We start from the raw sequence: 26,650 nt of genomic DNA, 5'->3' as shown, positions 1-26,650 counted from the left end.
CAATTCATTAGAACCCTTCCAGTTCGAAATATTCATCTTCCAGTTCGATGCTTTCTGAAGAGTTGCTGTCATCAAAATAGATGCCGGTATCTTCTTCCTTCTTCTCTTTCTTCTGGTTTGGAATCACGAGGGTTCCGTCGTCTTTCTTTTCCTTCTGGTTTGGAATCACGAGGATTCCGTCGTCTTTCTTTTCCGGAATCTCTTCCTTCTTGCCTTCTACTTCGAGTTCTCCGCTGCTTAGCGGTTCGTCCTGTGGGGTTATTGGAACTGTCAGCGTGTTATCTTCTTGTGATTGTTCCGCTTTGGGCGATTCTTCAGAAGTAGCCTCTTCTGAAGAAGGCTCTTCTTCTGCTGCTGGAGCTGTTTCGGCAGGTTCGAGAAGCAATGGAAGCTTGCTGACAGGGAGAGGGGCGAAATGCTTGCTGTAGAACTTCTCATACTCCTCGTAGGTATGGCTGGTACCCAGGAGCTTCAGGTTCGGCTCGCTGATGACGTAGGCACGTACATTGCCCAGCAGACGCTTGATGGCGGGCTGCTGGTATACGGCGTTGGCGTACTGGCGGGCTTCGTCATAACTGTTGAAACCACTAATCTGCATGCGATGCAGTCCCTCCAAGTCCTCGATATTAATATCGAAATAGCGTGCCATGTAGGAGGTAAAGTTGTACTTCGCCATCTCGAAGAGCAGCTGGTTCTCGTTGGTCTTGTCCGGATCGTAGGCAAGGAGGAACACGAAGCTGGCATTGCGTTCCGGGCTATATCCCTTCTGCCTGGTGGAATCCCGGTCGTTGAGCTCTATGCTTCTGCGGGTCCATACGTCGTTGAGGTCGAATTTGCCCCCATAGAGTCGTCTGCCGGCATCCACGCCGTTGATGATCATACCTGCCATCTCGCTCAGACGGCTGTCGGGATACTTGCTGACCACTTCCTTGAGGTCTGCCAGGCAGCTCTTGATATCGCCGTCGTTCAGCTTGCTGAGGCCGCCGATGAAGAGGAATTTATCACGGTTTGCCCCATCAGGGAAGCGGTTCCGTGATATCTGGGCGTTCCTTTCCACCTTTTCATATTCCCCGTCCCTGAAAGCCTGATAGGTGAGCGTGTAGAGAGAATCTTCTATCTGCACCCCCCGCTTGGCATTCTCTGCATAGTATGGGTCGGAAAGGAGGGTAGTCCACTGGCTTTCCGGGTATTCTGCCTTCAGTTTCTGCAGATAGGTCTGTGCCATCTCTGGTTTCCGTTCTCTGGAATAGAGCAGATATAGATGGTAGTAGGCGTCATCCAGATGTGCATAGTCTGGATGGTTGTTGACCAGTCTCAGCAGGGATTTCCGGCTCAGTGGCAGGTTGTTGAGCTTGTCCTTGAAGATGACTCCGGCATGATACAGACCGTCTTCCAGCAGCTTGTTGCTCTCAGCCAATTGTTCTGGGGTGAACGGAATCTGTGCCAGGTAATACTCGCGTCTGTGCGGATCGTTGACGGCACTGTCTGAAGTCTGCTTGAGTAATTCTTCCTGTTCGGCAGCCTGTGCCAGCGAGTCTCTCTGTTCATCTGTTATCTCTTCAGCTCCGGCAGCGTTGGCAACAACGGTCTTGTTGATGCGTTGCCAGTTGTCCACGTTATCTCGCTTGCCCCAGAGTTTCTGGAATTGCGCCTTTCCCTGGCTTACGGTCAGCGGAGAGTAGAAATACCATTGCCCGTTGGCAGGGGTGTTGGCGCTATTCTCATTGTTTTTCTGCGGGCTGTTGCTGGAGGCAAAGTTGTTGTTGTTGGCAAGGTTGCCGCCGTCCTGCCGGAGGGTTGATTCCGCTTCTTCCTCCGCCTTTCTGTTTCTTTCTTCCTTTTCCTTCTTTTTCAGGGCGTCAATAACCCTGTCGATGGCAGCATTGCGTTCTTTCTCGCTCATCCTGGCAAGTTGCTGCAATGAGTCTTGCAACTGCACGGCATCGGTATAGGGCACCAGTTCATCGAGCACCTTGGATCGGTTGGCGAGTTGCTGGTAGTCCTTTCTGTCCTTATCCAGCAGTCCGATGGCTTCTCCGTAGCATCTGCGTGCATCGGAGAATTTCTCCTTGGTCCAGTACAAATCGCCCAGATGCAGCAGCAAGACGCCTTTTTCTATGCCGTTGCGGGTAGATTTCTGATTGCCTTTCTCGTATGCCGTTATGGCTTGCAGGGTATCTTTCCTGCTGAGGTGTATATTGCCGATGGCATAGTATATCTGGTCCTGATATTCTTTGTTGTTGTCGGAGGCAGCCATTCGTTTCAGCCTGCTGATCATCTTGCCGGCATTGTCTTTCGCCATCACTTCGGTCATGGCAATGCGGGCGTTGAAGGCGAGTTCGTAAGGTGGATTCTGGCGAATCACGTGCCTGAAGGCTTTATAGGCTTCTTTCTTGTTGCCGATGGATGCCTGAAGCTGTCCCATCAGATACCATTCGCGTGCTTTCTGCTTGCGGCGCATCTCGTGGCTGATTACTTTCCTGAGGTAAGGAATGGCCTGCTCGGCATTGCCGGTGTGGATATAGTAATCGGCAAAGGTATAATCCCATTCTTTCTGGGCACGCCAGTGGATGGAATCGCGAAGTATGTTGCGAATCACGTCTTCGGCATCGTAATTCCAGTTCTGCTCGATATAGCATTTGGCGAGCCAGGCCCGGGCTTTGCCGTAGATGGCGGGCTGGGTGGCGTAGAGGCGACTCATATAGGAAAAGGTGGCGGCTGCCGACTCGAAATCTCCCTGATAGAACTGCGAACGGCCCATCAGCATCCATGCCTTCCAGAGGAACGGGTTGTATTCCCGGCGACTCAGCCATTCGATGTCTTTGGCTGTCTTGCGGCGGTTTTTGGTCCATTCCGGTCTTCGCTTGATGCTGTGCTGATGGATGGCCTTCTCGCATTTCTCGATGGCGCGGTCGAAGTTGGCCTTGCCGATTTCCCGGCTGTTCTTGTTGCTCACGGTATAGAGCGGAATCTGCTCGGTATAGTTGTCCTTGTTTCCCGTCTCTTTCTCCAGCGAACCATCGATATAGGCGAGTGTACCATTATAATAGGTGTTGTACTTTGCATTAAAGGCGTGCCACCATCTGCTCTGCGCTGTATTCTTCTGCGTAGAGCATCCGGTAAGAATCAGGGCTGTCGTCAGGAAGACAAAGCCTAGGGCGTAATGAAAAGTATTCTGTTGTTTCACCTTATTATATTATCTTTATGAATGTCGGAGCATCTTATATCCCTTGGCGAGGGCAAAGAGGATGATGCTGACGAATATGATGGTGGCGCCTGAAGGCACGTTGAGCAGATAGCTGGCATATAATCCCACCAGGCAGTCTATCCATCCCAGCAGGATGCTGACGGCAATCATGTTCCTGTAATTGTTGGTAAAGAGATTGGCGCTCATCTGCGGAATGGTAAGCAGGCTGATGGCGAGTACGATGCCCACCATCTTCAGCGTGGCTACAATGGTCATGGCGATGAGCGTCATCATCAAATATTCTATGGCTGTGACGGGCAGGTGCTGCGACCTGGCAAACGTGCAGTCGAAAGCAATGTTCTGAATGGGGCGCAGCAGGAATGTGAAGAGCAGCGCAACGATGAGGGTGAGACCGCCCAGCAGCCACAAGTCAGCACTATCGATGGCTAGGATGCTGCCAAAGAGGAAGGAGGGAAGATCGGGCATGAATCCGGGTGTAAGGAAACAGCAGATGATGCCCACGCTCATTCCCAGTGTCCAGAACATGGCGATGGCAGAGTCTTTGCGCACGTCTTTCTTCCTTGAAATCCATTGTACGCCAAAAGCACTCAGTATGGCAAAAGCCATGGCTGAGAAAATGGGGTTGAGCCCCGCATATACACCGATTCCGATGCCACCGAAAGAGGCATGGGTGATGCCGCCGCTGATGAAAACCAGTCGGCGTGTAACTATATAGGTTCCGATGAATCCGCATAGGATGCTGGATAGGAAAGCTCCTATGAGCGCATTCTGGAAAAATGTATACTGCAGTATATCCATTACTTTGAACTTTGAGCTTTGAACTTTATAATTAGCGGAGCTGCTGAATATTTAAGTTTGAACTGTAAAATTCTAGCTTAAAAAGTTGATGACTTCATCTTTCAGCTGGTTAGGAAGGTTGATGCCCCGCAGAATGAGGCTTCTGTTCCAGCCGGCTACTTCTTCTGGTTGCATCGTATAGAGCACCTCTGAGAATTCCTCCACCTCTTCGTCGGTATAGGAATCGGCTTCGCGACCAGCAAACCGGTCGAGGTCTTCGTCATCGTAATATTCTATTTCCTTGATGGCTGCTTCCATCATGCAGTCCTGTTCGCATTTAGAGTTTTCCCCATTGCAGGTGTTGCACGATACTCCTTCCTGCAAAGGTTCCTCTTCCTCTCCCTTGCGATGAGAGAAGATACCGAACAGGGCGCTTATCAGGCCTAATACCACCAAGGCTAAAACTAAATATAGCATTTACTTTGAACTTTGAACTTTGAGCTTTGAACTTTATGATTAGCAAAGGCTGTAGAATTCTTCACTTTTTATTCTTCACTCTTCACTTATTTCAAACCCTACTTTCTTGAGGTCCTCCCAGTATTGTGGGTAAGACTTGCTCACAACTTCCGGGTTGTTGATTTCTATCTGTGGAAACTTGAATGCGAGAGGAGCGAAAGCCATAGCCATGCGATGGTCTTCGTAGGTGTCGATAGGAGCGAACGTAGGCTCGCAGGTTTCACCATCCCAGATGAGCGTATTGTCATTCTCATCGCGAATCACATAACCCACCTTCTTCAGTTCCGTCTTCAATGCTTCGATACGGTCGGTTTCCTTGATCTTCAAACTGGCAAGACCGGTAAACTTGAACTTGACACCAAGGGCGCAGCAGGCTACGACGATGGTCTGAGCCAAATCTGGTGAGCCCGTGAAATCATATTCGAATTTCGGCAACAGGCAGCGATTCGCCTTCAAGGTAACAGTGCTCAGGGTGTCGCGACTTTCGAATTCGCTCTTTACACCCAGCAGACTGAAGATGTATTTCACAACCGAATCGCCCTGCTTGGAGCTGTCCATTAGACCTTCGAGCTTGATGAGGGAATTGGAATTGCTGTTGAGGGCCATCATCTCATACCAGTAAGAAGAGGCGCTCCAGTCGTTTTCTATCTGATAAGGAGTGCTTTTATATGGCTGCGGTTTGACGGTGATGGTATCCATATCAGTCCATTCTGCTTCAGCACCATATTCCCTCATCGTCCAGAGCGTCAGGTCGATGTATGGTCGGGATGCAATTTCGCCTGTCAGTTTCAGTTCCAATCCGTTCTTGAGGATAGGACCAATCATGAGGAGGGCTGAGATGTATTGCGAACTGATGTTGCCCACAATTTCCAGATGGCCTCCTTCCAGCGGCTTGCCCTTGATATGGAGTGGGGGATAGCCTTCCTTCTTTTCATAGGTGATGTCTGCGCCCAGATAGCGAAGGGCATCTACCAGAATGCCTATAGGGCGGTTCTGCATGCGCTCGGTACCCGTGATGGTGTGTTCACCTTCTGTAGAAGCCAGGTAAGCAGTCATGAATCGCATGGCAGTACCTGCAGCTTTGATGTTGATGACCTCTGGCATATCCTTGAGGGCTACAATAATCACCTCTGTATCATCACAGTCGCTCAGGTTGTCGGGCTGGATGTTGCTTCCTGCCATCGCACTGATGACGAGCGCTCTGTTGCTGATACTTTTGGATGCAGGCAAGTTGATGCTTGCGTTGAGTTGGCTTGGAGCCTTGATTGTATATTTCATATTCTATATTCTGCTGTTTGATGATATTGAATCTGTTTATTTGTCATGGAAGGTGCGGGTCTGAATGTCTTTCAGCCTGATGGTTCTTCCCTTGGCCAAGACATTCGGAAGGTCGAATTCTTCTTCTGGCATCTCATTCCATGCTCTTGTGGTGGTTCTTGCCTTCTTCGGACCCGGAATGAGCGGCGAATAGTACAATACCTGTCTTATTCGATAGGCTTGATCTGGAGTGAACCGCATGCTGTAGCAGATGCTGTAATCCATCAGATTGTCTGCCTGCCATTCTTTTCCCTGATTGTTGGAGCGTTTGGCAAGTTGTTTCACCGTGAATGTCGTATCTGGCTTGATCTTTTTGGCTTCTGCCATGTAGCTGACGAGCCATTTGTTATACGCTATTCTGTTGTAGCTAGGTGTATCTTGACAATAGTCTGAATCATCATCGTCATCAGCCGGCTCTGATTTGTCTTTCTTGTCTGGCTTTTCGGAGAATGTGTGGAAAAGTCCCAGATAATGCCCCAGTTCGTGGGCCAGCGTGGCATTCGGATCTGCTGTATTATACTGATAATTCTTCTGCTTCTTGTCGGTCGTATATCGGGTACCCTCGTATTTCTTATCCACATAGATGGCATTGAGGGATACGCAGTATGGGAAACTGTTTGGCTTGCTGAGCGGATAATTCTTGCCGTTGGTCAAGCCTTCCAAATCAGGATAACCGGCTACCTTGTAGGGTACATTGCTGATGCCAAGAGTTGTCGACGTTGCATCGGTATTCTTGAAGGTATAGACCATCACATTGATGTAGTCGTTTTGGTTCCAGGAGTATTTGGCGTTCGACTTGCTGCGCATGAACTCTTCACAGTCTAGGGAGTCTTCTGCTATCTTGATGTATTCTACGCCTGGCGTCTTCAGTTTCTTTCCATTGAGGTCGTATTCGGCAAGTTCGAACTGTATATGGAGGTTCTCACTCTCGATGGTGTCGAGACTGATATTATATACATTGCCTTGATATAGCTCGTTGACATTGTCTAGCAGCTCCTTGAGTCGGGCATTGGATATATACTGTTTCGGGTTTTTGCTGTCTTTGTAGAATACATGGAATATGACGGGGAGATGGTAGATGTAGTCATCTCCCGTAATGATGTCACTATCCCTATCCTGTCCGTTGGCAGTGATGGGTGAATCTCCGATGGTTCCCTCTGAGTCTTTGCAAGACCAAAGCCCAAGTGTGGCCAATATGATGATGAAAATTGTAAAATGTTTCATGCGTATACCTTTTATATGATATAATTTATGATATATTTTCTGCAAAAGTACAAAATAAAATGAACATAAGCTAGCAAACGGGCGAAAAAGTTTATGTTTCTGATGAAAAAAAGTTTCTTTTATACGACATGAAATGATAAATGAGTTTACAATATGTAAAGAGATGATAGGTAAAATAGGGTATTATTTCTTGTAGCTACTTTCAAAGTGCGTAATTGGAGGTGCAAAAATAACAAATTGTAATTCTGTGTACGTTTTCACGGAAAAAGTAAAACTGGGGCAAAAAATAAAATAAAATTGCGTTAAGAGAATATACAACATTGAGAATTTCATTGTATCTTTGCACCAGAAAAAAGAAATAAACAACAACAAATTCAATCTAAAAAATTAAGAATATGAAACGAGTTATATTATTCTCATTGATGGCTTTTATGACTGTAGCAGCTTTCGGTCGTAAGCACGTAGAGAATGCAACAGTAGTAGCTGACACTATTTTCTATGCAGAAAATATGAGTAACGTAGCAAGTGCAGAGCAGGCTAGTTATTACAGACTGCTGATGACTACTGGCACAGGCGTCAATAAGAAGGATGTGTTCCAAGACTTCTATATGAATGGTAATCTCCGTGCTGAGGGTGGCTACAGCTTTGTAGATCTCGGTAACGATCGCAATACTATCTTCAATGGTGAGGTTACTACCTACTATAAGAATGGTAAGGAGAAGTGGCATGGCAAGTATGTCAATGGCAAGCGTGAGGGTTACTTCACTCTCCAGCTCCGTGAAGGCGGTGCGGCTGTCGTTCAGTTCAAGAATGGTAAGTCTGTTCACGATTACTTCATGGTAACTTACAAGGATGGTACTACAGAGAAGAGAAATCTCTCTGAAATCCAGCAGTTCATGTAAGATTTAAAACCTTGGAAACGGTTTCTTCATTGGAATTAAAGAAAATCTCTCTTATATAAATTAAAATTTTATGTTGATATGACCAATATGGGGATGGCTTCCGTGAGGAAGGTACATCCCCATTTTTTTTCTGATATGTGCGTAACTGAAAAGGGCTGGCGAAATCTCGCCAGCCCTTCTTTTGCCTTTGTATTTGATATCTGAATCTTTTGTCTCTCTAGGGATATCTGATTAGATGTCTAAATCAACTTCTACAGGACAGTGGTCGCTGCCCATGATTTCTGTATGAATCCTGGCTTCTGTTATCCTGTCTTTGATGCTGTCGGATACCAGGAAGTAGTCGATACGCCAACCTGCGTTCTTCTCACGGGCCTTGAAGCGGTAAGACCACCACGAATAGGTTACTTCTTCCGGATGAAGATAACGGAAACTGTCGGTAAAGCCGTCGCTGAGGAGGATGGTCATCTTTTCTCGTTCCTCGTCGGTGAAACCTGCATTGCGACGGTTGGTCTTCGGATTCTTGATATCGATTTCTTCGTGAGCTACATTCAGGTCACCACAGATTACAACAGGCTTCTTGGCGTCAAGAGCCTTCAGAAACTTGTGAAAATCGTCTTCCCAAGTCATTCGATAATCCAGACGCTTTAATTCTGTCTGAGAGTTGGGGGTATAGCATGTAACTAGATAGAACTGCTCATATTCCAGAGTGATGATGCGGCCTTCGTGGTCGTGTTCTTCCACACCCATACCGTAGCTTACGCTCAAAGGCTTGTGCTTGGTATAGATGGCCGTACCTGAGTATCCTTTCTTTTCTGCATAGTTCCAATAACTCTCGTAGCCTTCAAAGGTCAGATCGAGCTGTCCTTCCTGCATTTTTGTTTCCTGCAGGCAGAAAAAATCTGCATCGAGCGCCTTAAACTGGTTCTCGAAGTCCTTGCCAACGCAAGCGCGAAGGCCATTTACATTCCAGGATATAAACCTTAACATCGTGTTTATTGATTATTTTATAGTGATTAGTGATTACTAATAGACTCTCATGCCAATCAATAATCACTAATAACTAATGATTATAATAATTAGATTCTCTTTGTTTCTCCTCTCAACAGGTTCATGAACTCCTGACGGGTATTCAGGGAATTGAATACGCCACTATAATCACTTGTTGTTGTAATGGAATTCTGCTTCTCCACACCTCTCATCTGCATGCACATGTGCTTGGCTTCAATCACAACCATCACTCCCTGTGGATTCAAAGTCTCTTGGATGCAGTCCTTAATCTGTTGTGTAAGGCGTTCCTGCACCTGCAGACGATGGCTGTAGATATCTACCACACGTGCTATCTTGCTGAGGCCGGTAATCTTTCCGTTTGGGATATAGGCTACATGAACCTTTCCGTAGAAAGGCAAGATGTGGTGCTCGCACATCGAGAAGAAGTCGATGTCCTTTACAATTACCATCTGGTTGTACTTTTCATCAAACAAGGCATCTGTCAATACCTTATGAGCATCCTGGGTGTAGCCGCGGGTCAATATCTGCATAGCCTTAGCCACACGCATGGGAGTATTTGCAAGACCTTCACGCTCAGGATCTTCACCCAAGAGTTTCAATACTTCTTTATAGTGGCCTGCGAGTTCGTCTAATCCCTCGCGAAATTCTGTTTCTGGATTCATATCTTATTTACTTTGAACTTTGAGCTTTGAACATTGAACTTTATTATTAGTAAAGCTGTTGAATTCTTCATTCTTCACTCTTCACTTTTTAATACTGCACTGTAATCTGTCCCTTTACGAGGCAGGCTTGCTTGTATCCAAGTGCTTTTACCTTAATCAATACCTTCCGGGCATCGTTAAGGTTGCGGAAGTTGCCCATGCGGCAAATCCATCTTGGTGAGTAGAAATGAACATATACTGGCTGTTCCGGGAATTTCATCTTGAGTGTATTGCCAGTCTGTTCTGCTTTCAGACGGTCGTTGCGTGAATTGCCTCCGGCATAAACCTGTACTCTATATCCTGTAACCTTATAGCTCTTGCGCATCACTTTCTTGCGCATGTCTACAACAGTGTTGTCTGTTTCGTCTTTTGGGGTTTCTGATTTTTGCGCGTTACTTGTATGGACACCTTCTTTGGCTGTCTCATGGCGCTGAGGTTCAGTCTTCTTTAATGAGTCTGGACCCTGTTTGTGCTGAGTAGTAGGAGTTACTCCCTTCTGCTGAGTATCTGTTCCGTTCTTTTGTGGTTGTGGTGTAGTCTTGGTCTTGTCGTCTTGGGGCGTAATCTTCTTTCCGTTAACCAATTCATCTATTGCCTTGCTTTGGTGAACGGTCACAACACCCTGTCCCTGATTCTTCTCTTTCAGATGATCCAGGTAAGTTTGAGCATGAGCGGTCATGCTAGTACTGAGGATGATAATCAATAATGTGACGAATTGTTTCATGACTATTCCTTTTATTATTAATATCGTAGTTTTGATGAAGAAGGGATGCTTCTTCACTTAGAAAACATCCCTTCAATTTTTTATTAAGTCTGTAGACTTATTAATTACTTCTTCCAAGCGTCGATGATACCCTTGAAATCAGCAGCCTTCAAAGAAGCACCACCAATCAAGCCACCGTCGATGTTTGGCTTAGCGAAGAGCTCAGGTGCGTTGCTAGCCTTGCAGCTACCACCGTAGAGGATAGATGTCTCCTCAGCAGCCTCGTTGCCATACTTCTCAGCTACGATAGAGCGGATGTATGCCAACATCTCCTCAGCCTGGTCAGAAGTAGCAGTCTTACCTGTACCGATAGCCCAGATTGGCTCGTAAGCAAGGATGATGTTCTTCCAAGCCTCAGCGCTCAAGTGGAATACTGAACCCTCCAACTCTGCCTTAACAACCTCGTTCTGCTTCTCTGCCTCACGCTCCTCGAGAGTCTCACCGCAGCAGAAGATGACCTTCAAACCGTTAGCCAAAGCCAACTCTACCTTCTCCTTCAAGATCTCTGCTGTCTCGCCATAATACTGACGACGCTCTGAGTGGCCGAGGATAACGTACTGAGCACCTGTGCTCTTTACCATCTCAGCTGAAACTTCACCTGTGAAAGCACCCTTAGCCTTGTCTGCGCAGTTCTCTGCACCGAGACCTACAATCTCTGAATCCAAAACCTGAGCTACAGAAGCCAAGTGGATGAATGGAGTACAGATTACTACGTCGCAGTTTGGTTTGTCTGCTACCAATGCCTCGTTGATCTCCTTAGCGAGAGCAACACCGTCCTGCAGGTTCATGTTCATTTTCCAGTTACCTGCTACAATTTTCTTTCTCATTTTTCTTTTCTTTTTAAAAGTTGATAATATTCTGTTTGAATTCTCTTTCTTTCTAATCCATGCGCCCCATGCCCAGAGCCTGTCGGCGATGGTGAGTAATACCAATGGTATGACGAACCATGAAACCATGCCTGCTATCTTCTTGGCTGCACTTACTTCCGGCATCTTACCTATCTCTGTCTGCTCCAGCGGCTTGCCTGCTATCTCCGTCATGTTTGGGAGATCATTGTGGCTCCATTTCTGGATAATGGTTCCGTCTTTCAGCAAGAGCAGACCCGGATTGCTGCGGATCACAGTCTTCAGCGTGGTCTCGTCAGTGAGATAGAACGGATACTCTGCGCCTGTGATGTCTTGCCAGTGCTTGATCCCTTTTTCGGTACTTGCCGTAAGGCAGATGAACTTGTAGCCATGATCATTGGCGTATTCATAGATCTCATCGATGTTCCCAAAATTGGCATCATCGGCAAATTCCAGATGGGGCGAAACCAAGATGAAGGTGTATCCCTTACGATGGATCACCTCTTGGGTGATGTCTAGCCCCGTCTGAGTGTCTTCGATACTGAAATCGTGGATAGGAGGCACATATCCCTCTTCTGTCTGTACCGTCTTACTGTCGATGAATGTCCAGGTAGAGTCTGGGTAGTTGTCTATCGTGAACTCCTTTCGCTCTCCGTTCTTTTCCAGAATGAAGGTCGTATCAAACTTAGGCTGTTTGGCTCCCTTTGGTATTTCCATCCCTTTAGCGATGTTGGCACCGATATGATATGGGCGGAAGTCGAATTGTGGAAGTGTCCACAGACTCCATAAGCTTACGCAGATAGAGAAGATGAACGTATAATTGATTACGATCCATTGAGTCGGCTTGGATATCAGTCGTTTCATTTCGAACGGCTTTCTCCACAATAAGAGAGCTATCGCTAGGAGGATGATGTTCTTGATGAAAGTCTCTGTATTCGATAGGATAATGGCATCACCGAAGCATCCGCAGTCTTTTACAGGGTCTGCGATGACTATCCATAAAGTAATCAGCGTCATCACGCTCATGATGAATAGAGTAATCCGGCTTACCTGCCTCCTATGGATGGCAAACAGCAGGAAAATACCGATGGCAAACTCTATCATTCCTAGCAGAACCGACATGCCAAGTGTACTCCATGAGGGGAATATCCAGTCAATATGCAGTGCTTCCAGATAGTCGGTTATCTTGTATTGCGTACCCAATGGATCCATTCCCTTCACGAATCCTGAGAATATGAAGGTTGTCGCCATGAGCAATCGCCCGATATTCACCGCAATCTTGGTTAAGATATGAGTAGCCTTATTCTCCATTTGAATTATTCATTTACCCTTATTCGCTCATCTTGATGGCTCCAAACACGGCATAGTTGATGATGTCCATATAGTTGGCATCAATGCCTTCTGACACGAGCGTGGCACCAGCGATATCTTCTATTTCCTTTACGCGCTGAATCTTGGTAAGGATGAAATCAGTATAGCTGCTGACTCTCATCGAACGCCAAGCCTCGTCATAGTCATGGTTCTTCCTGAGCATCAGTTCCAGTGCTTCCTGTGCATGGAGGTCATATAACTTCATTGCCTCTTCTGGCGTCATGTCTACTTCATCCACGAATGGCTTTTCCAGCTGGATGAGTCCCACAATACCATAATTAATAAGGGCGATGAATTCCGGACGTATGCCTTCGCCAACCAAAGATTCTTTCTTGATTTCGAGCGAGCGGATACGCTTAGCCTTGATATAGAGCTGGTCTGTCAGAGAAGAAGGGCGCAAGATTCTCCAAGAGGCTCCATAATCATGAAGTTTCTTCTCAAATAATGCCCTGCATTCACCCATGACAGCCTTAAACTGCTGTTCTGTTTTTAATAAATCTGCCATAATAATTTCGAAATTCGGTGCAAATTTACGCATTTATTATGAAATAGCCAAATAATTATTTTGTATTTTACATAATTTGCAGTAACTTTGGATAAGTTACGCTGCATTCGGAAGAAAAAATAAATCGCAATTTATTTTGTTTTTCGCTCATTTTGCAGTAACTTTTGATAAGTTACGCTGCATCTCAACAATAAAAACAAAAAAAATCTTTTTTTATTTTGTATTGTCTTCGATTTGCAGTAACTTTGCACCCCGAAAGAAAAAAGAGTATGAGAAATTTGACCAATGCCGAACTGGCACAAATACTGGATAAGGATATATTTCATAAGATTTCAGAGGTAGCGGATTCGTTGGCTGTGGAATGTTATGTGGTTGGTGGATATGTGCGTGATCTTTTCTTGGAGCGACCTTCCAATGATATAGATGTCGTTGTGGTGGGTAGTGGTATTGAGGTAGCTTCTGCCTTGAAAACATTGCTCGGAAAGAATGCATATCTCTCTGTGTTCCGGAATTTCGGAACTGCTCAGGTGAAGTATCATGATATGGAAGTGGAGTTTGTGGGAGCCCGTAAGGAGAGCTATAACCATGATTCCAGAAAGCCTATTGTAGAAGATGGAACTCTGGAGGATGATCAGAACCGCCGGGATTTCACTATCAATGCAATGGCTATCTGCTTGAATAAAAAGCGATTCGGCGAACTTGTAGATCCGTTCGATGGCGTTTATGATATGGAAGATGGTATTATTGCCACTCCTCTCGACCCAGATATTACCTTCTCTGATGACCCGCTCCGTATGATGCGTTGTGTGCGTTTTGCCACTCAGCTCAATTTCCAGATAGAAGATGAGACCTATGATGCTCTCTCCCGTAATGCCGAGCGCCTGAAGATCATCAGTGCCGAGCGCATCTGTGACGAGATGAACAAGATTATGCTCTCTAAGCATCCTAGCAGTGGATTTTATTATTTGAAGGATACAGGTCTGCTTGACCTTATCCTGCCGGAACTGGTAGTGATGGATAAGGTGGAAACACGGAACGGCAGAGCGCATAAGAACAATTATGACCATACGATGGAGGTGCTTGAGAATGTATGCAAGCATTCTGATAATCTCTGGCTTCGTTGGGCGGCACTCTTCCATGATATCGGCAAACCGAAAAGCAAGCGATGGGATAACAGCATCGGTTGGACCTTCCATAGCCATAATATCATAGGCTCCAAGATGATTCCGAACATCTTCCGCCGTATGAAACTGCCGATGGATGCAAAGATGAAGTATGTACAGAAGCTGGTGGAACTCCACATGCGTCCGATTGTGATTGCTGATGAAGAGGTAACGGATAGTGCCGTTCGCCGTCTGTTGAATGATGCAGGCGATGATATCAACGATCTGATGACCCTCTGCGAAGCAGATATAACCAGCAAGAACCAGGTTCGCAAGCAGCGTTTCCTGGATAATTTCAAGATGGTGCGTGAGAAACTTGTTGATTTGCAGGAACGTGATTACAAACGTCTGCTCCAGCCATGTATCGATGGCAATGAGATTATGGAGATGTTCCACCTTACTCCATGTCGCGAGGTTGGTACCTTGAAGCAGTATCTTAAGGATGCTGTACTGGACAATAAAGTGGCTAACGAGCGGGAACCATTGATGGAGCTTTTGATGAAGAAGGCACAGGAGATGGGACTTGTAAATGCAGAAAACTTAAAATAGAGAATAATTTTTGTTAAATAACGGCTCCATGCGAGCCGTTATTCGTTTATTATTAGTAATTTTGCAGCGCCTTTAAAACTTAGAGGTGTTTCTTAGTTTTCGCCGGAGGGCGGAAAAGCGTTGTAACTTAAGGAAGTAAAAAGATTAAATAATAAATTATAATATAAAATAGGTATGAAAATTAAAAGCGTTTTGTTTGTTGCAGCAGTTTGTGTTCTTGCTGCGTTGACATCATGTGGTGGAAGTAAGAAGGGCGGTCTGCCTGACTTCAGCGACGATGAGTTCGCTGTGGCTACTATCGGTACTTCCAGCGCCGCATTGCAGACTACCTATCCTGCTACCATCAAGGGTATCCAGGATGTAGAGGTACGTCCTAAGGTTTCTGGTTTTATCACTAAGGTTTTTGTACACGAGGGACAGACTGTATCAGCAGGTCAGGCTTTATTCTCTATTGATAGCGAGACCTATCAGGCTGCTGTCCGTTCTGCTGCTGCCGCTGTAAATACAGCTAAGGCACAGGCAAATACAGCTAAGTTGACTTATCAGAATAACAAGAAGTTGTATGATAGCAAGATTATCGGTGAATATGAACTTTCTACAGCAGCTAACAGCTATGCAACAGCTAAGGCTCAGGTAGCTCAGGCAGAGGCTGCTCTGGCTTCAGCCCGCGAGCAGTTGTCTTGGTGTACCGTTACCAGCCCTTCTGCAGGTGTTGTAGGTAGCCTTCCTTTCAAGGTTGGTGCTTTGGTAAGCGCTTCTGGTCAGGCTCTGACAACTGTTTCTAACATCAGCACCATGGAGGTATTCTTCTCACTCTCTGAGTCTCAGATTCTGAACATGTCTAAGACCAATGGTAGCGTTCAGGCAGCCATCGCAGCGTTCCCAGCTGTTAAGCTGCAGTTGGCTGATGGTACTATCTATAATCATCCGGGTAAGGTGGTTAAGATGAGTGGTGTCATCGATGCTACTTCCGGTTCTATCTCTCTCATCGCTCACTTCGCTAACCCAGAGAAGTTGCTGAAGAGTGGTGGTGCAGGTTCTATCGTGGTTCCTAATGATCATAACAGGGCTATCGTCATCCCTCAGGAGGCTTGCTCTCAGGTGCAGGATAAGATTTTCGTTTACGTAGTAACCAAGGATAACAAGGTGAAGTATTCTGAAATCAAGGTAAATCCACAGGATGATGGCAAGAACTATATCGTAACTTCTGGTCTCCATGTAGGTGACCGCATCGTATTGAAGGGTATCACCAAGTTGACCGATGGTCAGCAGATCAAGCCTATCACTCTGGAGCGTTACAATCAGAAGATTGCTGAGGCTGCCAAGTTGGCTGAGTCTCAGGATAACGCTCATGCCTTCGCTACTGCTATGGGCGGAAAGAAGTAATATAATGTATAATTAATAATGTATAATGAATAATTAATAGACCTTGGGGCAATTATTAATTGTTAATTATTAATTCTTAATTAAAATAAGATTATGTCATTTACAAACTTTATAAAGCGCCCGGTACTTTCGACGGTGGTTTCCATCTTCTTCGTCTTGCTGGGTATTATCGGCTTGGTATCGCTGCCTATCGAGCAGTATCCGAATATCGCGCCGCCTACCATCACGGTAACTGCTACCTATACGGGTGCAGATGCCCAGACGGTGTTGAACTCAGTCGTTGCTCCGCTGGAGGAGAGTATCAACGGTGTGGAGAACATGACTTATATGACCTCTTCTGCGTCTAACTCTGGTTTTGCTCAGATCACCGTTTACTTCAAGCAGGGTTCTGACCCTGATATGGCTGCGGTCAACGTACAGAACCGTGTGTCTCAGGCGCAGTCTCTGTTGCCTGCCGAGGTTACTAGGGTGGGTGTCACCGTAACCAAGCGACAGAGTTCCAACGTCATCATGTTTGCTCTGACTACAGACGATGGACGTTACGACGACCAGTTTGTTACCAACTACGCCTTGATCAACGTCATTCCTCAGTTGAAGCGTATCAATGGTGTGGGTGATGTGCAGAGCCCTTCTACCCGTAACTACTCTATGCGTATCTGGTTGAAACCAGAGAAGATGAAGGAGTTCGGACTGGTTCCTTCTGATATTTCTCAGGCTTTGGCAGAGCAGAATATCGAGGCTGCCCCTGGTAGCTTTGGTGAGAGCTCTGATATGCAGTATGAATATACCTTGCGTTACAAGGGTCGTTTGAAGACTCCATTGGAGTATGAGAATATCCTCATCAAGAGCAATACTTCAGGTCAGACGCTCCGTCTGGGCGAAGTTGCCAAGATTGAGTTGGGTGGTTTGCAGTATAATGTAAACCTGCTCAATGATGGTCAGCCTGCCGTGATGGGTATGGTTCAGCAGATTGCCGGTTCCAACGCTACCCAGATTGCAAACGACGTAAAGAAAACGCTTGATGAACTGGAGAAGAGTTATCCTCCTGGGTTGAAGAATGTCATCCTGATGGATGTTACCGAGTTCTTGTTCGCATCTATCGAGGAGGTTATCTTCACCTTGATCATCACTCTGGTACTGGTGTTCATCGTAGTGTATATCTTCTTGCAGGACTTCCGTTCTACGTTGATTCCTATGATTGCCGTACCTGTGGCTTTGATTGGTACCTTCCTCTTCCTCTGGATCTTCGGATTCTCCATCAACCTGCTTACGCTGTCAGCACTGCTGCTGGCTATTGCGATTGTGGTCGATGATGCCATTGTGGTGGTCGAGGCGGTTCACGCCAAGCTCGACCAGGGTTACAAGAGTGCCCTTACTGCATCTATCGATGCGATGAACGAAATCTCCAGCGCCATCATCTCTATTACATTGGTGATGTCTGCCGTGTTCGTTCCTGTATCATTCATCGGTGGTACTTCCGGTTACTTCTACCGTGAGTTCGGTGTAACCATGGCTGTATCTATCGTTATTTCGGCTATCAATGCGTTGACGCTGTCTCCTGCACTCTGTGCCGTGTTGCTGAAGCCACACGAGGAGGGTCACGAGAAGAAGATGTCTTTCGTAGACCGTTTCCACGCAGGATTCAACTATCAGTTTGAGAAGATTACCAATAAGTATAAGGGTGGTGTCAAGTGGGTTATCAATCATGGCATCATCGCTGGTAGCCTCGTGGCAGTCAGTATCGTAGGTCTGGTTGCCCTGATGGGTACTACCAAGACGGGTCTGGTGCCTGATGAGGATACCGGTACTATCTTCGCTTGTATCTCTACAGCTCCTGGTACTTCTCAGGAACGTACAGCAGAGGTGGTTAAGCAGGTAGATAAGATGCTGGCTAACAACCCAGCCATCGCAACCCGTAACGCCATCATGGGTTATAGCTTTATCGGCGGTGCCGGTTCTAACCAGGGTACCATCATCGTGAAGTTGAAGCCATTCGAGGAGCGTCCGGGTGGATTCTTCCACCGTATCAAGGAGGCTTGTACGGGTGGCGGTATTGAGGCGTTGTTTGTCAACCCAATGGAATATACTTCTGTGTTGGGTATGATCTACAAGCAGACTGCTGCCATCAAGGATGCACAGGTTCTTGCCTTCGCTCCACCTATGATTTCCGGTTTCTCTGTACAGAATGGTATCACCATGACCATGCAGGATAAGACCGGTGGTGACTTGAACAAGTTCTATGACAATGTGAAGAAGTTCCTGGCTGAGTTGAACAAGCGTCCTGAAATTCAGACCGCCCAGACTCAGTACAACCCTAACTACCCACAGTATATGGTAGATGTAGATGTTGCCAAGACCAAGCAGGCTGGTATCTCTCCATCTTCAGTATTGTCTGTAATGCAGGGTTACCTCGGTGGTCTCTACGCATCTAACTTTAATGCCTACGGTAAGCTCTACCGTGTCATGATTCAGGCTGGTCCTGAGAGTCGTATGCGTCCAGACGATCTGAGCAAGATTTACGTTCGTTGTGCTGATGGCACCATGTCTCCTGTAAGCGAGTTCGTGAACTTGAAGAAGATTTATGGTCCATCTAACATCACACGATTCAACCTGTTTACCTCTATGGATGTATCTGTAACTCCTAACAGCGGTTACTCTACCGGTGATGGTATGAAGGCGATTGCTGAGGTTGCCAAGCAGACATTGCCAGAAGGCTATGGTTATGAGTACTCTGGTTTGACCCGTTCTGAAGCTGAATCCAGCAACTCTACAGGTTTGATCTTCGCACTCTGTATCGTATTCGTTTACCTGATCTTGAGTGCCCAGTACGAGAGTTACATCTTGCCATTGTCTGTAGTATTGTCTATCCCATTCGGTTTGGCAGGTTCGTTCATCTTCACCAACCTCTTCGGTCACTCTAACGATATTTACATGCAGATTTCGTTGATTATGTTGATCGGTCTGTTAGCTAAGAATGCCATCCTTATCGTACAGTTCGCCCTCGAGCGTCGTCGTACGGGTATGGCTATCAAGTACTCAGCTATCTTGGGTGCCGGTGCCCGTCTCCGTCCAATTCTGATGACCTCTCTGGCGATGGTTATCGGTCTGCTGCCTCTGATGTTCGCATCTGGTGTAGGTAAGAATGGTAACCAGACTTTGGGTGCTGCCGCCGTAGGTGGTATGTTGATTGGTACTATCTGTCAGATCTTCGTGGTTCCTGCTCTCTTCGCAGTCTTCCAGTGGTTGCAGGAGAAGTTGACCCCAATGAAGTTCGAGGATGAGTTGAACGAGGAGGTAGCTGCCGAGTTGGAGCAGTATGCCAACGCAGCTCATCAGAAGAAGGGTATCGAGAAGAAGTAATAACGCAATGTAACTTCAAAGGAAACAATGAAAAAGAATTTAAATATCATCATATTGGGTCTCGCAGCGCTCTCTCTGAGCAGCTGCAAGACTCTCTACGGAAAATATGAGCGTCCGGATGTGAAGACCAGCGGTATCGTTCGCGATGTAGCTTCTGATACAGATACTTTGGCTGTAAAGGATACTACTACCTTCGCCAATATCCCTTGGCGCAGTGTCTTTACCGACCCTCAGCTTCAGTCGCTCATCGAGAAGGGATTGAACAACAATGTCAACCTCCTCAATGCGGCTTTGAACGTGAAGATGGCAGAAGAGCAGCTGAAGTGTGCTAAGTTGGCATTCGTGCCAGCCTTGTCTTTCACTCCTCAGGGAACCATCGCTTCCTGGGATGGTCAGGCTGCCACCAAGACTTACACGATGCCTGTTACTGCCAGCTGGATGGTAGACCTCTTCGGCAATCTGCTCTCTCAGAAGCGCAGTGCCCAGATGGCTCTGCTCCAGTTGCAGGACTATCAGGTATCTGTAAAGACCAACCTCATCGCCAACATCGCCAACATGTATTATACCTTGTTGATGCTCGATAAGCAGGTGGAGCTGGTTAACAATATGGAAGGTTTGACCAAGAATACCTGGGAGACCATGAAGGTGCTGAAGGATACCAAGATTGGTTATCGCGGAACTTCTGTTCAGGCTGCCGAGAGCAACTACTATGCAGTGTTGACTCAGAAGACTGACCTGATGCGTCAGATTCGTGAGACAGAGAACTCCCTGAGTCTTCTCATCGGTGACCAGGCTCATTCTATTGCCCGTGGCAAGTTGGAGAATCAGAGTCTTCCTGCAACATTCTCTACCGGTGTAGGCATCCAGTTGCTCAACAACCGTGCCGATGTTCATGCAGCCGAGATGAATCTGGCTCAGTGCTTCTATGGCATTGAGACTGCCCGCAGCAAGTTCTATCCATCTATCACCATTTCTGGTACAGGTGCATTCACCAATTCTGCTGGTGCAGGCATCGTGAATCCAGGCAAGTGGTTGCTTTCTGCTGTTGGTTCATTGGTTCAGCCAATCTTCCAGAATGGTAGAATCATTGCCGGCTTGAAGGTGGCTAAGATACAGTACGAGCAGGCTTACAATACTTGGCAGGATGCCGTGTTGAAGGCAGGTAGCGAGGTGAGCAATGCCCTCGTGCTCTACAACTATTCTGACGAGAAGGGTAAGGTGGAGGCTAAGCGCATCGCCGTACTCGAGAAGAATGTGGAGGATACACGTAAGTTGATGTCAGAGGCTGGCGGTTCTTATCTGGAAGTAATCCAGGCACAGTCTTCACTGCTCAACGTACAACTCTCAAAGGTAGCTGATGACTTCTACAAGATGCAGGCAGTGGTAAACCTCTACTATGCATTGGGTGGAGGAGCTAAGTAATGATAATTAATAATTAATAATTGATAATTAATAATTATGGCTAGTATAATAAGTCCAAAGGCAGAGGTTTCTCCAAAAGCTAAGATTGGAGACAACTGCAAGATCTATCCATTCGCCTATATCGAGGACGATGTGGTCATCGGCGACAACTGTACCATCTATCCCTTTGCGAGCATCATGAACGGTACTCGCATGGGTAATAATAATAAGGTGTTCCAGGCAGCCGTTATTGCTGCCCTCCCACAGGATTTCAACTTTACCGGTGAGGAGAGTGAGGTAGTGATTGGCGACAACAATACCATCCGTGAGAACGTGGTTATCAACCGTGGTACTCACAAGGGTGGCAAGACCGTTCTGGGCAACAACAACTTCTTGATGGAAGGTGCCCATATCTCTCACGATACTGTAATCGGCAACGGTTGCGTATTCGGTTATGGTACCAAGATTGCGGGCGACTGCGTGATTGGTAACGGTGTCATCTACTCAACATCTGTAGTAGAGAACGCCAAGACTAGAGTAGGCGACCTGGCGATGATTCAGGCAGGTACTACCTTCTCTAAGGATATTCCTCCTTATATCATTGCCGGTGGAAAGCCTGTGAAGTATGCAGGTCCTAACACCATCATCATGGAAGCAGCCGAGCTTACCGAGAAGGTTCGCAAGCATATTGCTAATGCCTACCGATTGGTATTCCATGGCCAGACATCCCTCTTCGATGCCATTAACCAGATCAAGGATCAGGTGCCAGATGGACCGGAGATTCAGAACATCATCCAGTTCCTGGAGAGTTCAGAGAAGGGTGTCATCACCAAGTTGTAAGATTTGTTAGGGATTAGCAAGTCCCATAAAAGCAAATAGATTAAATTAAGTAAAAGTTCAAGTCATACCTATTTGAATTTTACTCTGTATAGGAAGGGCTGGCCGTGAGGTCGGCCCTTTTTCTCGTTTCTGTTATTCTTATTTTTCCGAATAAATGTAAATAAATGCAATTTTATTTTGTTATCTCTTCGTTTATATGTACCTTTGCAGACAATTTGGGTAATTACGCTCTTTTCAGTCAGAAATAAATAGAATTGATAATGAGAAAGAAACAATATAAACCTCGCAATCATCGTGGATTGCAGGTTGTTACGTTATGCATCAGCACCGCTATGGTGCTTGTATTGTTGGGTTTGGTCATCTTCTCTGTCCTCATGGGGCGGAACCTCTCGTCGTATGTGAAGGAGAACCTGGTGGTACAGGTGATGCTGGAGCAGGATATGACCAATCCGGAAGGTTTGCAGATGTGTAAACGCTTGAATGCCCGTCCTTACGTAAAGGATTTGACTTATATTACGAAAGAACAGGCGTTGAAGGAAGCTACCAAGGAATTGGGTACCAATCCTAGTGAGTTTGCCGGTGTAAACCCATTCCAGCCTTCTATTGAAATTACGACTCAGGCAGATTATGCCAATAATGATTCCCTGACATGGATTGCCAAGGAATTGAAGGCTTATCCGCGTGTAACTGAGGTCAGTTATCAGCATGATTTGATAGAGCAGGTCAACAATACGCTCGCTAAGATTAGTATTGGTTTGTTGATTGTGGCAGTCTTGCTTACTTTCATATCCTTCTCGCTTATCAACAATACGGTACGCTTAGGTATTTATGCCCGTCGATTCTCTATTCATACGATGAAACTGGTAGGAGCTTCATGGGGCTTTATCCGTAAGCCATTCCTGAAAAAAGCGATGGTGATAGGCGTGGTGGCAGCTTTGCTGGCAGATGGATTCCTGGGTGGCTGTCTTTATGCCTGGTCGTTGCATGAGCCTGAGTTGCTCAATGTGTTGGGTTGGCAGGAACTGGCTATTACCGGCGGATCGGTGTTCCTCTTCGGTATCATCATCACGGCTTTGTGCGCAAGCATCTCTGTAAATAAGTTCCTGAAGATGAAGGCAGGCGACCTGTATAAAATATAAGGGAAGAGTGAAGAACGAAGAGTGAAGAATTCTCTTGCTTTATTAAACATTGAACATTACACATTAAACATTAAAATAATGGATAAGAAGAATTTAGCATTTGACAAGATGAACTTCATCTTGTTGGCAATTGGCATGGCAATTGTCATCATCGGTTTCCTCTTGATGAGCGGAGCTGGCTCTAATGAGCATACTTTCGATACTGATATTTTCAGTACTCGTCGTATCGTTGTGGCACCAACCGTTACATTGATTGGTTTCCTCTCTATCATCTATGCTGTAATACGCAAGCCGAAAGACAATTAATAATTTATAATTTATAATTAATATACATATTATTATTAGATGGATTTTATTCAGACAATCATTATCGCTATTGTAGAGGGATTGACCGAGTTCTTGCCTGTGTCAAGTACAGGTCACATGATTATCACCGAAAACTTGTTGGGCGTAGATATTCAGGATCAGTTTGTTAACGCTTTTACTGTCATCATTCAGTTTGGTGCTATTCTCTCTGTTATCTGTTTGTATTGGAAGAGATTTTTCTATCCGGATTCTGTGAAAACAGGCGAGAAGACCTATTGGAAGGCAATGTTCGATTTCTATGCACGGTTGGTAGTGGGTACTGTACCTGCGGTGGTGTTGGGTCTTGCCTTTAATGATTTTATTGAGTCTAACCTTGGCAATGTGCAGTTGGTAGGTTGGATGCTTGTCATTGGTGGTGTCTTCATGCTCTTCTGCGATAAGATATTCAATAAGGGTAGTGAGCAGACTAAGTTTACTTACAAGCGCGCCTTGACCATCGGTTTTATCCAGTGTATTGCGATGATTCCTGGTGTGTCTCGTTCTATGTCAACCATCGTGGGTGGTATGTCTCAGCGTCTTACTCGTAAGGCTGCTGCAGAGTTCTCATTCTTCTTGGCGGTTCCAACTATGTTTGGTGCCACTTGTCTGGAGGTTTATAAGCTCATCAGCCATGGTGGCGGTTCGTTGCTCACCCAGGGTAATAATCTGGTAACATTGATTTTAGGTTCAGTGGTAGCATTCGTCGTTGCCATCCTCGCCATCAAGTTTTTCATCAATTATGTCACCAAGTACGGTTTCGCAGCCTTCGGCTGGTATCGTATCGTTGTAGGACTCATCATCATCATCTGCGGCCTTTGTGGTGTAGACATGCAGATGGTGGATTAAATATTTCATAATGGATTTCAGAAAAGGAGAAATTATTGCCATCGACAAGCCTTATCGCATGTCGAGTTTCGGAGCCTTGGCGCATGTTCGCTATCTGCTCAGCAAGAAGCTCGGCTTTAAGGTGAAGATAGGACATGCCGGTACGCTCGATCCCCTTGCCACTGGCGTGTTGGTGCTCTGTACAGGAAAATGTACCAAGCAGATAGAAGAGTTGCAGACGCATACCAAGGAGTATACGGCCACTCTACAGCTGGGTGCTACTACGGCTAGCTATGATAAGGAGCACAGTGTGAATCATACTTTTCCTACCAAGCACATCACCCGTGAACTGGTAGAGGAAACACTCAAGCAGTTTGTGGGCGAAATCCAGCAGGTTCCACCTACCTACAGTGCCGTGAAGGTGAATGGTGATCGCTCTTATGCACTTCGTCGTGCGGGAGAAGACGTGCAGTTGAAGCCAAAGACCGTACGTGTGGACGAGATTGAACTCACCGACTACAACGACGAGGAGAAGACGGCAAGCATTCGTGTAGTTTGCGGTAAGGGAACCTACATCCGTTCTCTGGCACGTGACATCGGTCGTGCTCTGGATAGTGGAGCATTCCTTACAGCCCTTCGCCGTACCAAGGCAGGAAGTTTTGCGGTTGAGAACTGTATCGACTTCGATCATTTCCAGGAATGGTTGGATGCTCAGACATTGGAAGACAGCACCCAGGCCGCAAAGTAAGTGTTGTCTTTTGAGAATAATAAAATAGAAATTAGTAATCATTTAGAAAGGAGAAAAATATATAACATGAAACTATCACAATTCAATTTCAAGTTGCCAAAAGAGCAGGTGGCACTTTATCCACATAAAGCAAGACGTGTGGTTAAGACAGCAAGTGGAGAACGTGTATTCGAGGTGACTCGCCGTGACGAGTCTCGTCTCATGGTGCTCCATAAGAAGTCTGAAACCATTGAGATGTATAAGAAGGATGAGGAAGGCAAGGATATGGTGGATGCCGACGGCAATCCTGTATACTTGCAGTTCAAGGATATTGTCAACTACTTTACCGAGGGTGATACCTTTGTATTCAATGACACCAAGGTTTTCCCAGCCCGTCTTTATGGTACCAAGGAGAAGACTGATGCCAAGATTGAAGTGTTCCTGCTCCGTGAATTGAATCCGGAGATGCGTCTTTGGGATGTACTCGTAGAGCCTGCCCGCAAGATTCGTATTGGCAACAAGTTGTTCTTTGACGATGTGAACGAGATGGTAGCTGAGGTTATCGATAATACCACCAGCCGTGGTCGTACCCTTCGTTTCCTCTATGATGAAGAAGGTAAGCATGATGTCTTCAAGAAGTCTCTCTTTGCATTGGGTGAGGCTCCATTGCCTCGTTATGTGATTGATAACCGTGAGGTGCATCACGCTACAGAGGATGATATGGACGACTTCCAGTGCGTATTTGCAGAGAAGGAAGGTGCTGTAACAGCTCCTGCTACTGGTCTCCACTTCTCCAGAGAGTTGATGAAGCGTATGGAGATTGATGGCATTAACAAGGCTTTCATTACTTTGCATTGCGGACTTGGCAACTTCCACGAGATTGAGGTGGAGGATCTTACCAAGCACAAGATGGATTCAGAGCAGATGATTATCACCAAGGATGCATGTGAATTGGTGAATAACACCAAGTTGTCGGGTCATCATGTCTGTGCCATTGGAACAAGTGTGCTCAAGGCTACAGAGACAGCTGTGGGTACAGATGGTATGATGAAGGCATTTGATGGCTGGACCAACAAGTTTATCTTCCCTCCATACGATTTCGGATTGGCAGACTCTATGGTAGCCAATTTCTATCAGCCTGAGTCTACACTCCTGATGAATACTGCTGCCTTTGGCGGTTACGACATGGTTATGGAGTGCTATAAGAAGGCAGTGAAGAATGGTTATATGTTCGGTTGTTACGGCGATTCATTGTTGATACTTCCTGATTAATTGCGAAACAAACGCTTTTTGTGTATAATTAAGTCGTTGATATACAGGTCTTAGACTGAGTTATCCGCAGTTTTCGCAAAAGTGTGAATAAGTATGTATAAAGTATATTTAGGTCTCGGAACGAATTTGGGCAATAGAAAGCGCAATATTCGTGAGGCAATAGATAAAATAGGAGAGCAGATTGGCGTGGTTAAGCGCCAGTCTGCTCTTTACGAAACAGAGCCTTGGGGCTATTCGTCGCCTAATCATTACATCAATTCCTGTGTGTTGGTGCTGACCGAGATGGCTCCTCGCCAGGTATTGGAAGCCACTCAGAAGATAGAGCGAGAGATGGGGCGTACGATGAAGTCGGTGGATGGAGAGTATTTCGACCGTATCATCGATATCGACATCCTGCTCATTGATGATTTGAAAATCGATGAGCCTGATTTCAAGGTTCCTCATCCGTTGATGGAGGAGCGTGATTTCGTGATGAAACCCTTGAAGGAGATACTAAAATAGAGATT

At 46.1% G+C, this 26,650-nt stretch carries 22 protein-coding genes; 12 read left to right on the top strand and 10 right to left on the bottom strand.

Features of this window, described 5'->3' with window-relative positions; genetic code table 11:
• Positions 1-7: 7 nt before the first annotated feature.
• From porW to ACTQ16_RS10110, 5 genes are all read right to left on the bottom strand, one after another.
• Complete coding sequence (gene porW / locus ACTQ16_RS10130) at positions 8-3,187, bottom strand: type IX secretion system periplasmic lipoprotein PorW/SprE (protein ID WP_441937301.1); 3,180 nt, start codon at positions 3,185-3,187, stop codon at positions 8-10.
• A gap of 15 nt (positions 3,188-3,202) precedes the next feature.
• Complete coding sequence (locus ACTQ16_RS10125; protein ID WP_441937299.1) at positions 3,203-4,006, bottom strand: metal ABC transporter permease; 804 nt, start codon at positions 4,004-4,006, stop codon at positions 3,203-3,205.
• 72 nt (positions 4,007-4,078) lie between these two features.
• Entirely contained in the window at positions 4,079-4,462 is a 384-nt protein-coding gene (locus ACTQ16_RS10120) for a hypothetical protein (RefSeq protein ID WP_264950773.1), read from the bottom strand.
• Between the two features lie 75 nt (positions 4,463-4,537).
• Positions 4,538-5,779 (bottom strand): 3-phosphoshikimate 1-carboxyvinyltransferase, encoded by a 1,242-nt coding sequence (locus ACTQ16_RS10115; protein ID WP_441937297.1) that lies wholly within the window; start codon positions 5,777-5,779, stop codon positions 4,538-4,540.
• A 36-nt stretch (positions 5,780-5,815) separates the two neighbouring features.
• Positions 5,816-7,042 (bottom strand): zinc-dependent metalloproteinase lipoprotein, encoded by a 1,227-nt coding sequence (locus ACTQ16_RS10110; RefSeq protein WP_294967866.1) that lies wholly within the window; start codon positions 7,040-7,042, stop codon positions 5,816-5,818.
• Between the two features lie 395 nt (positions 7,043-7,437).
• Here ACTQ16_RS10110 and ACTQ16_RS10105 point away from each other — a divergent pair, with 395 nt between their 5' ends.
• Positions 7,438-7,944 (top strand): VCBS domain-containing protein, encoded by a 507-nt coding sequence (locus ACTQ16_RS10105; RefSeq protein ID WP_441931750.1) that lies wholly within the window; start codon positions 7,438-7,440, stop codon positions 7,942-7,944.
• A 231-nt stretch (positions 7,945-8,175) separates the two neighbouring features.
• Here ACTQ16_RS10105 and ACTQ16_RS10100 read toward each other — a convergent pair whose 3' ends face one another.
• The 5 genes from ACTQ16_RS10100 to ACTQ16_RS10080 all read right to left on the bottom strand — a co-directional run bounded on the left by ACTQ16_RS10100 (position 8,176) and on the right by ACTQ16_RS10080 (position 13,137).
• Positions 8,176-8,931 (bottom strand): exodeoxyribonuclease III, encoded by a 756-nt coding sequence (locus ACTQ16_RS10100; protein WP_295346767.1) that lies wholly within the window; start codon positions 8,929-8,931, stop codon positions 8,176-8,178.
• Between the two features lie 89 nt (positions 8,932-9,020).
• Entirely contained in the window at positions 9,021-9,614 is a 594-nt protein-coding gene (folE, locus tag ACTQ16_RS10095; RefSeq protein ID WP_294967861.1) for a GTP cyclohydrolase I FolE, read from the bottom strand.
• An 88-nt stretch (positions 9,615-9,702) separates the two neighbouring features.
• Positions 9,703-10,377: an SPOR domain-containing protein gene (locus ACTQ16_RS10090; RefSeq protein ID WP_217761832.1), complete on the bottom strand. Its 675-nt coding sequence runs from the start codon at positions 10,375-10,377 to the stop codon at positions 9,703-9,705.
• 104 nt (positions 10,378-10,481) lie between these two features.
• Positions 10,482-12,572 (bottom strand): BT_3928 family protein, encoded by a 2,091-nt coding sequence (locus tag ACTQ16_RS10085; RefSeq protein ID WP_294967858.1) that lies wholly within the window; start codon positions 12,570-12,572, stop codon positions 10,482-10,484.
• Positions 12,573-12,591: 19 nt separating this feature from the next.
• Positions 12,592-13,137, bottom strand: a complete 546-nt coding sequence (locus ACTQ16_RS10080; protein ID WP_228117710.1) for a DUF1599 domain-containing protein — start codon at positions 13,135-13,137, stop codon at positions 12,592-12,594.
• A gap of 269 nt (positions 13,138-13,406) precedes the next feature.
• Here ACTQ16_RS10080 and ACTQ16_RS10075 point away from each other — a divergent pair, with 269 nt between their 5' ends.
• The 11 genes from ACTQ16_RS10075 (at position 13,407) to folK (ending at position 26,645) form a co-directional block, all read left to right on the top strand.
• Positions 13,407-14,849, top strand: a complete 1,443-nt coding sequence (locus ACTQ16_RS10075) for a CCA tRNA nucleotidyltransferase (RefSeq protein ID WP_441937295.1) — start codon at positions 13,407-13,409, stop codon at positions 14,847-14,849.
• A 174-nt stretch (positions 14,850-15,023) separates the two neighbouring features.
• Positions 15,024-16,235, top strand: coding sequence for an efflux RND transporter periplasmic adaptor subunit (locus tag ACTQ16_RS10070; RefSeq protein ID WP_294971896.1), 1,212 nt, complete (start codon positions 15,024-15,026; stop codon positions 16,233-16,235).
• 93 nt (positions 16,236-16,328) lie between these two features.
• Positions 16,329-19,595, top strand: a complete 3,267-nt coding sequence (locus tag ACTQ16_RS10065) for an efflux RND transporter permease subunit (RefSeq protein WP_441931747.1) — start codon at positions 16,329-16,331, stop codon at positions 19,593-19,595.
• 27 nt (positions 19,596-19,622) lie between these two features.
• The gene (locus ACTQ16_RS10060) at positions 19,623-21,017 is read left to right on the top strand and encodes an efflux transporter outer membrane subunit (protein WP_441937293.1); all 1,395 of its coding nucleotides are present in this window, start codon (positions 19,623-19,625) and stop codon (positions 21,015-21,017) included.
• Positions 21,018-21,053: 36 nt separating this feature from the next.
• Positions 21,054-21,836 (top strand): acyl-ACP--UDP-N-acetylglucosamine O-acyltransferase, encoded by a 783-nt coding sequence (lpxA, locus tag ACTQ16_RS10055; protein ID WP_294971904.1) that lies wholly within the window; start codon positions 21,054-21,056, stop codon positions 21,834-21,836.
• Positions 21,837-22,096: 260 nt separating this feature from the next.
• Positions 22,097-22,975, top strand: coding sequence for a permease-like cell division protein FtsX (locus tag ACTQ16_RS10050; protein WP_294971907.1), 879 nt, complete (start codon positions 22,097-22,099; stop codon positions 22,973-22,975).
• A 78-nt stretch (positions 22,976-23,053) separates the two neighbouring features.
• Positions 23,054-23,281, top strand: a complete 228-nt coding sequence (locus ACTQ16_RS10045; protein ID WP_153124468.1) for a DUF3098 domain-containing protein — start codon at positions 23,054-23,056, stop codon at positions 23,279-23,281.
• A gap of 39 nt (positions 23,282-23,320) precedes the next feature.
• Complete coding sequence (locus ACTQ16_RS10040; RefSeq protein WP_294971909.1) at positions 23,321-24,166, top strand: undecaprenyl-diphosphate phosphatase; 846 nt, start codon at positions 23,321-23,323, stop codon at positions 24,164-24,166.
• 10 nt (positions 24,167-24,176) lie between these two features.
• The gene (truB, locus tag ACTQ16_RS10035) at positions 24,177-24,893 is read left to right on the top strand and encodes a tRNA pseudouridine(55) synthase TruB (RefSeq protein ID WP_153124465.1); all 717 of its coding nucleotides are present in this window, start codon (positions 24,177-24,179) and stop codon (positions 24,891-24,893) included.
• A gap of 66 nt (positions 24,894-24,959) precedes the next feature.
• A complete protein-coding gene (gene queA / locus ACTQ16_RS10030) occupies positions 24,960-26,144 on the top strand; it encodes a tRNA preQ1(34) S-adenosylmethionine ribosyltransferase-isomerase QueA (protein WP_295346772.1) in 1,185 nt (394 codons plus the stop codon).
• A 93-nt stretch (positions 26,145-26,237) separates the two neighbouring features.
• Entirely contained in the window at positions 26,238-26,645 is a 408-nt protein-coding gene (folK, locus tag ACTQ16_RS10025) for a 2-amino-4-hydroxy-6-hydroxymethyldihydropteridine diphosphokinase (protein WP_441937290.1), read from the top strand.
• Positions 26,646-26,650: the final 5 nt, after the last annotated feature.

This window comes from Prevotella sp. LCP21S3_D2 (genome assembly GCF_052118345.1).
Classification (GTDB): Bacteria; Bacteroidota; Bacteroidia; order Bacteroidales; family Bacteroidaceae; genus Prevotella.
Note: the sequence above shows the minus strand (reverse complement) of the source record. Positions and strands in the feature narration are given on the sequence as shown.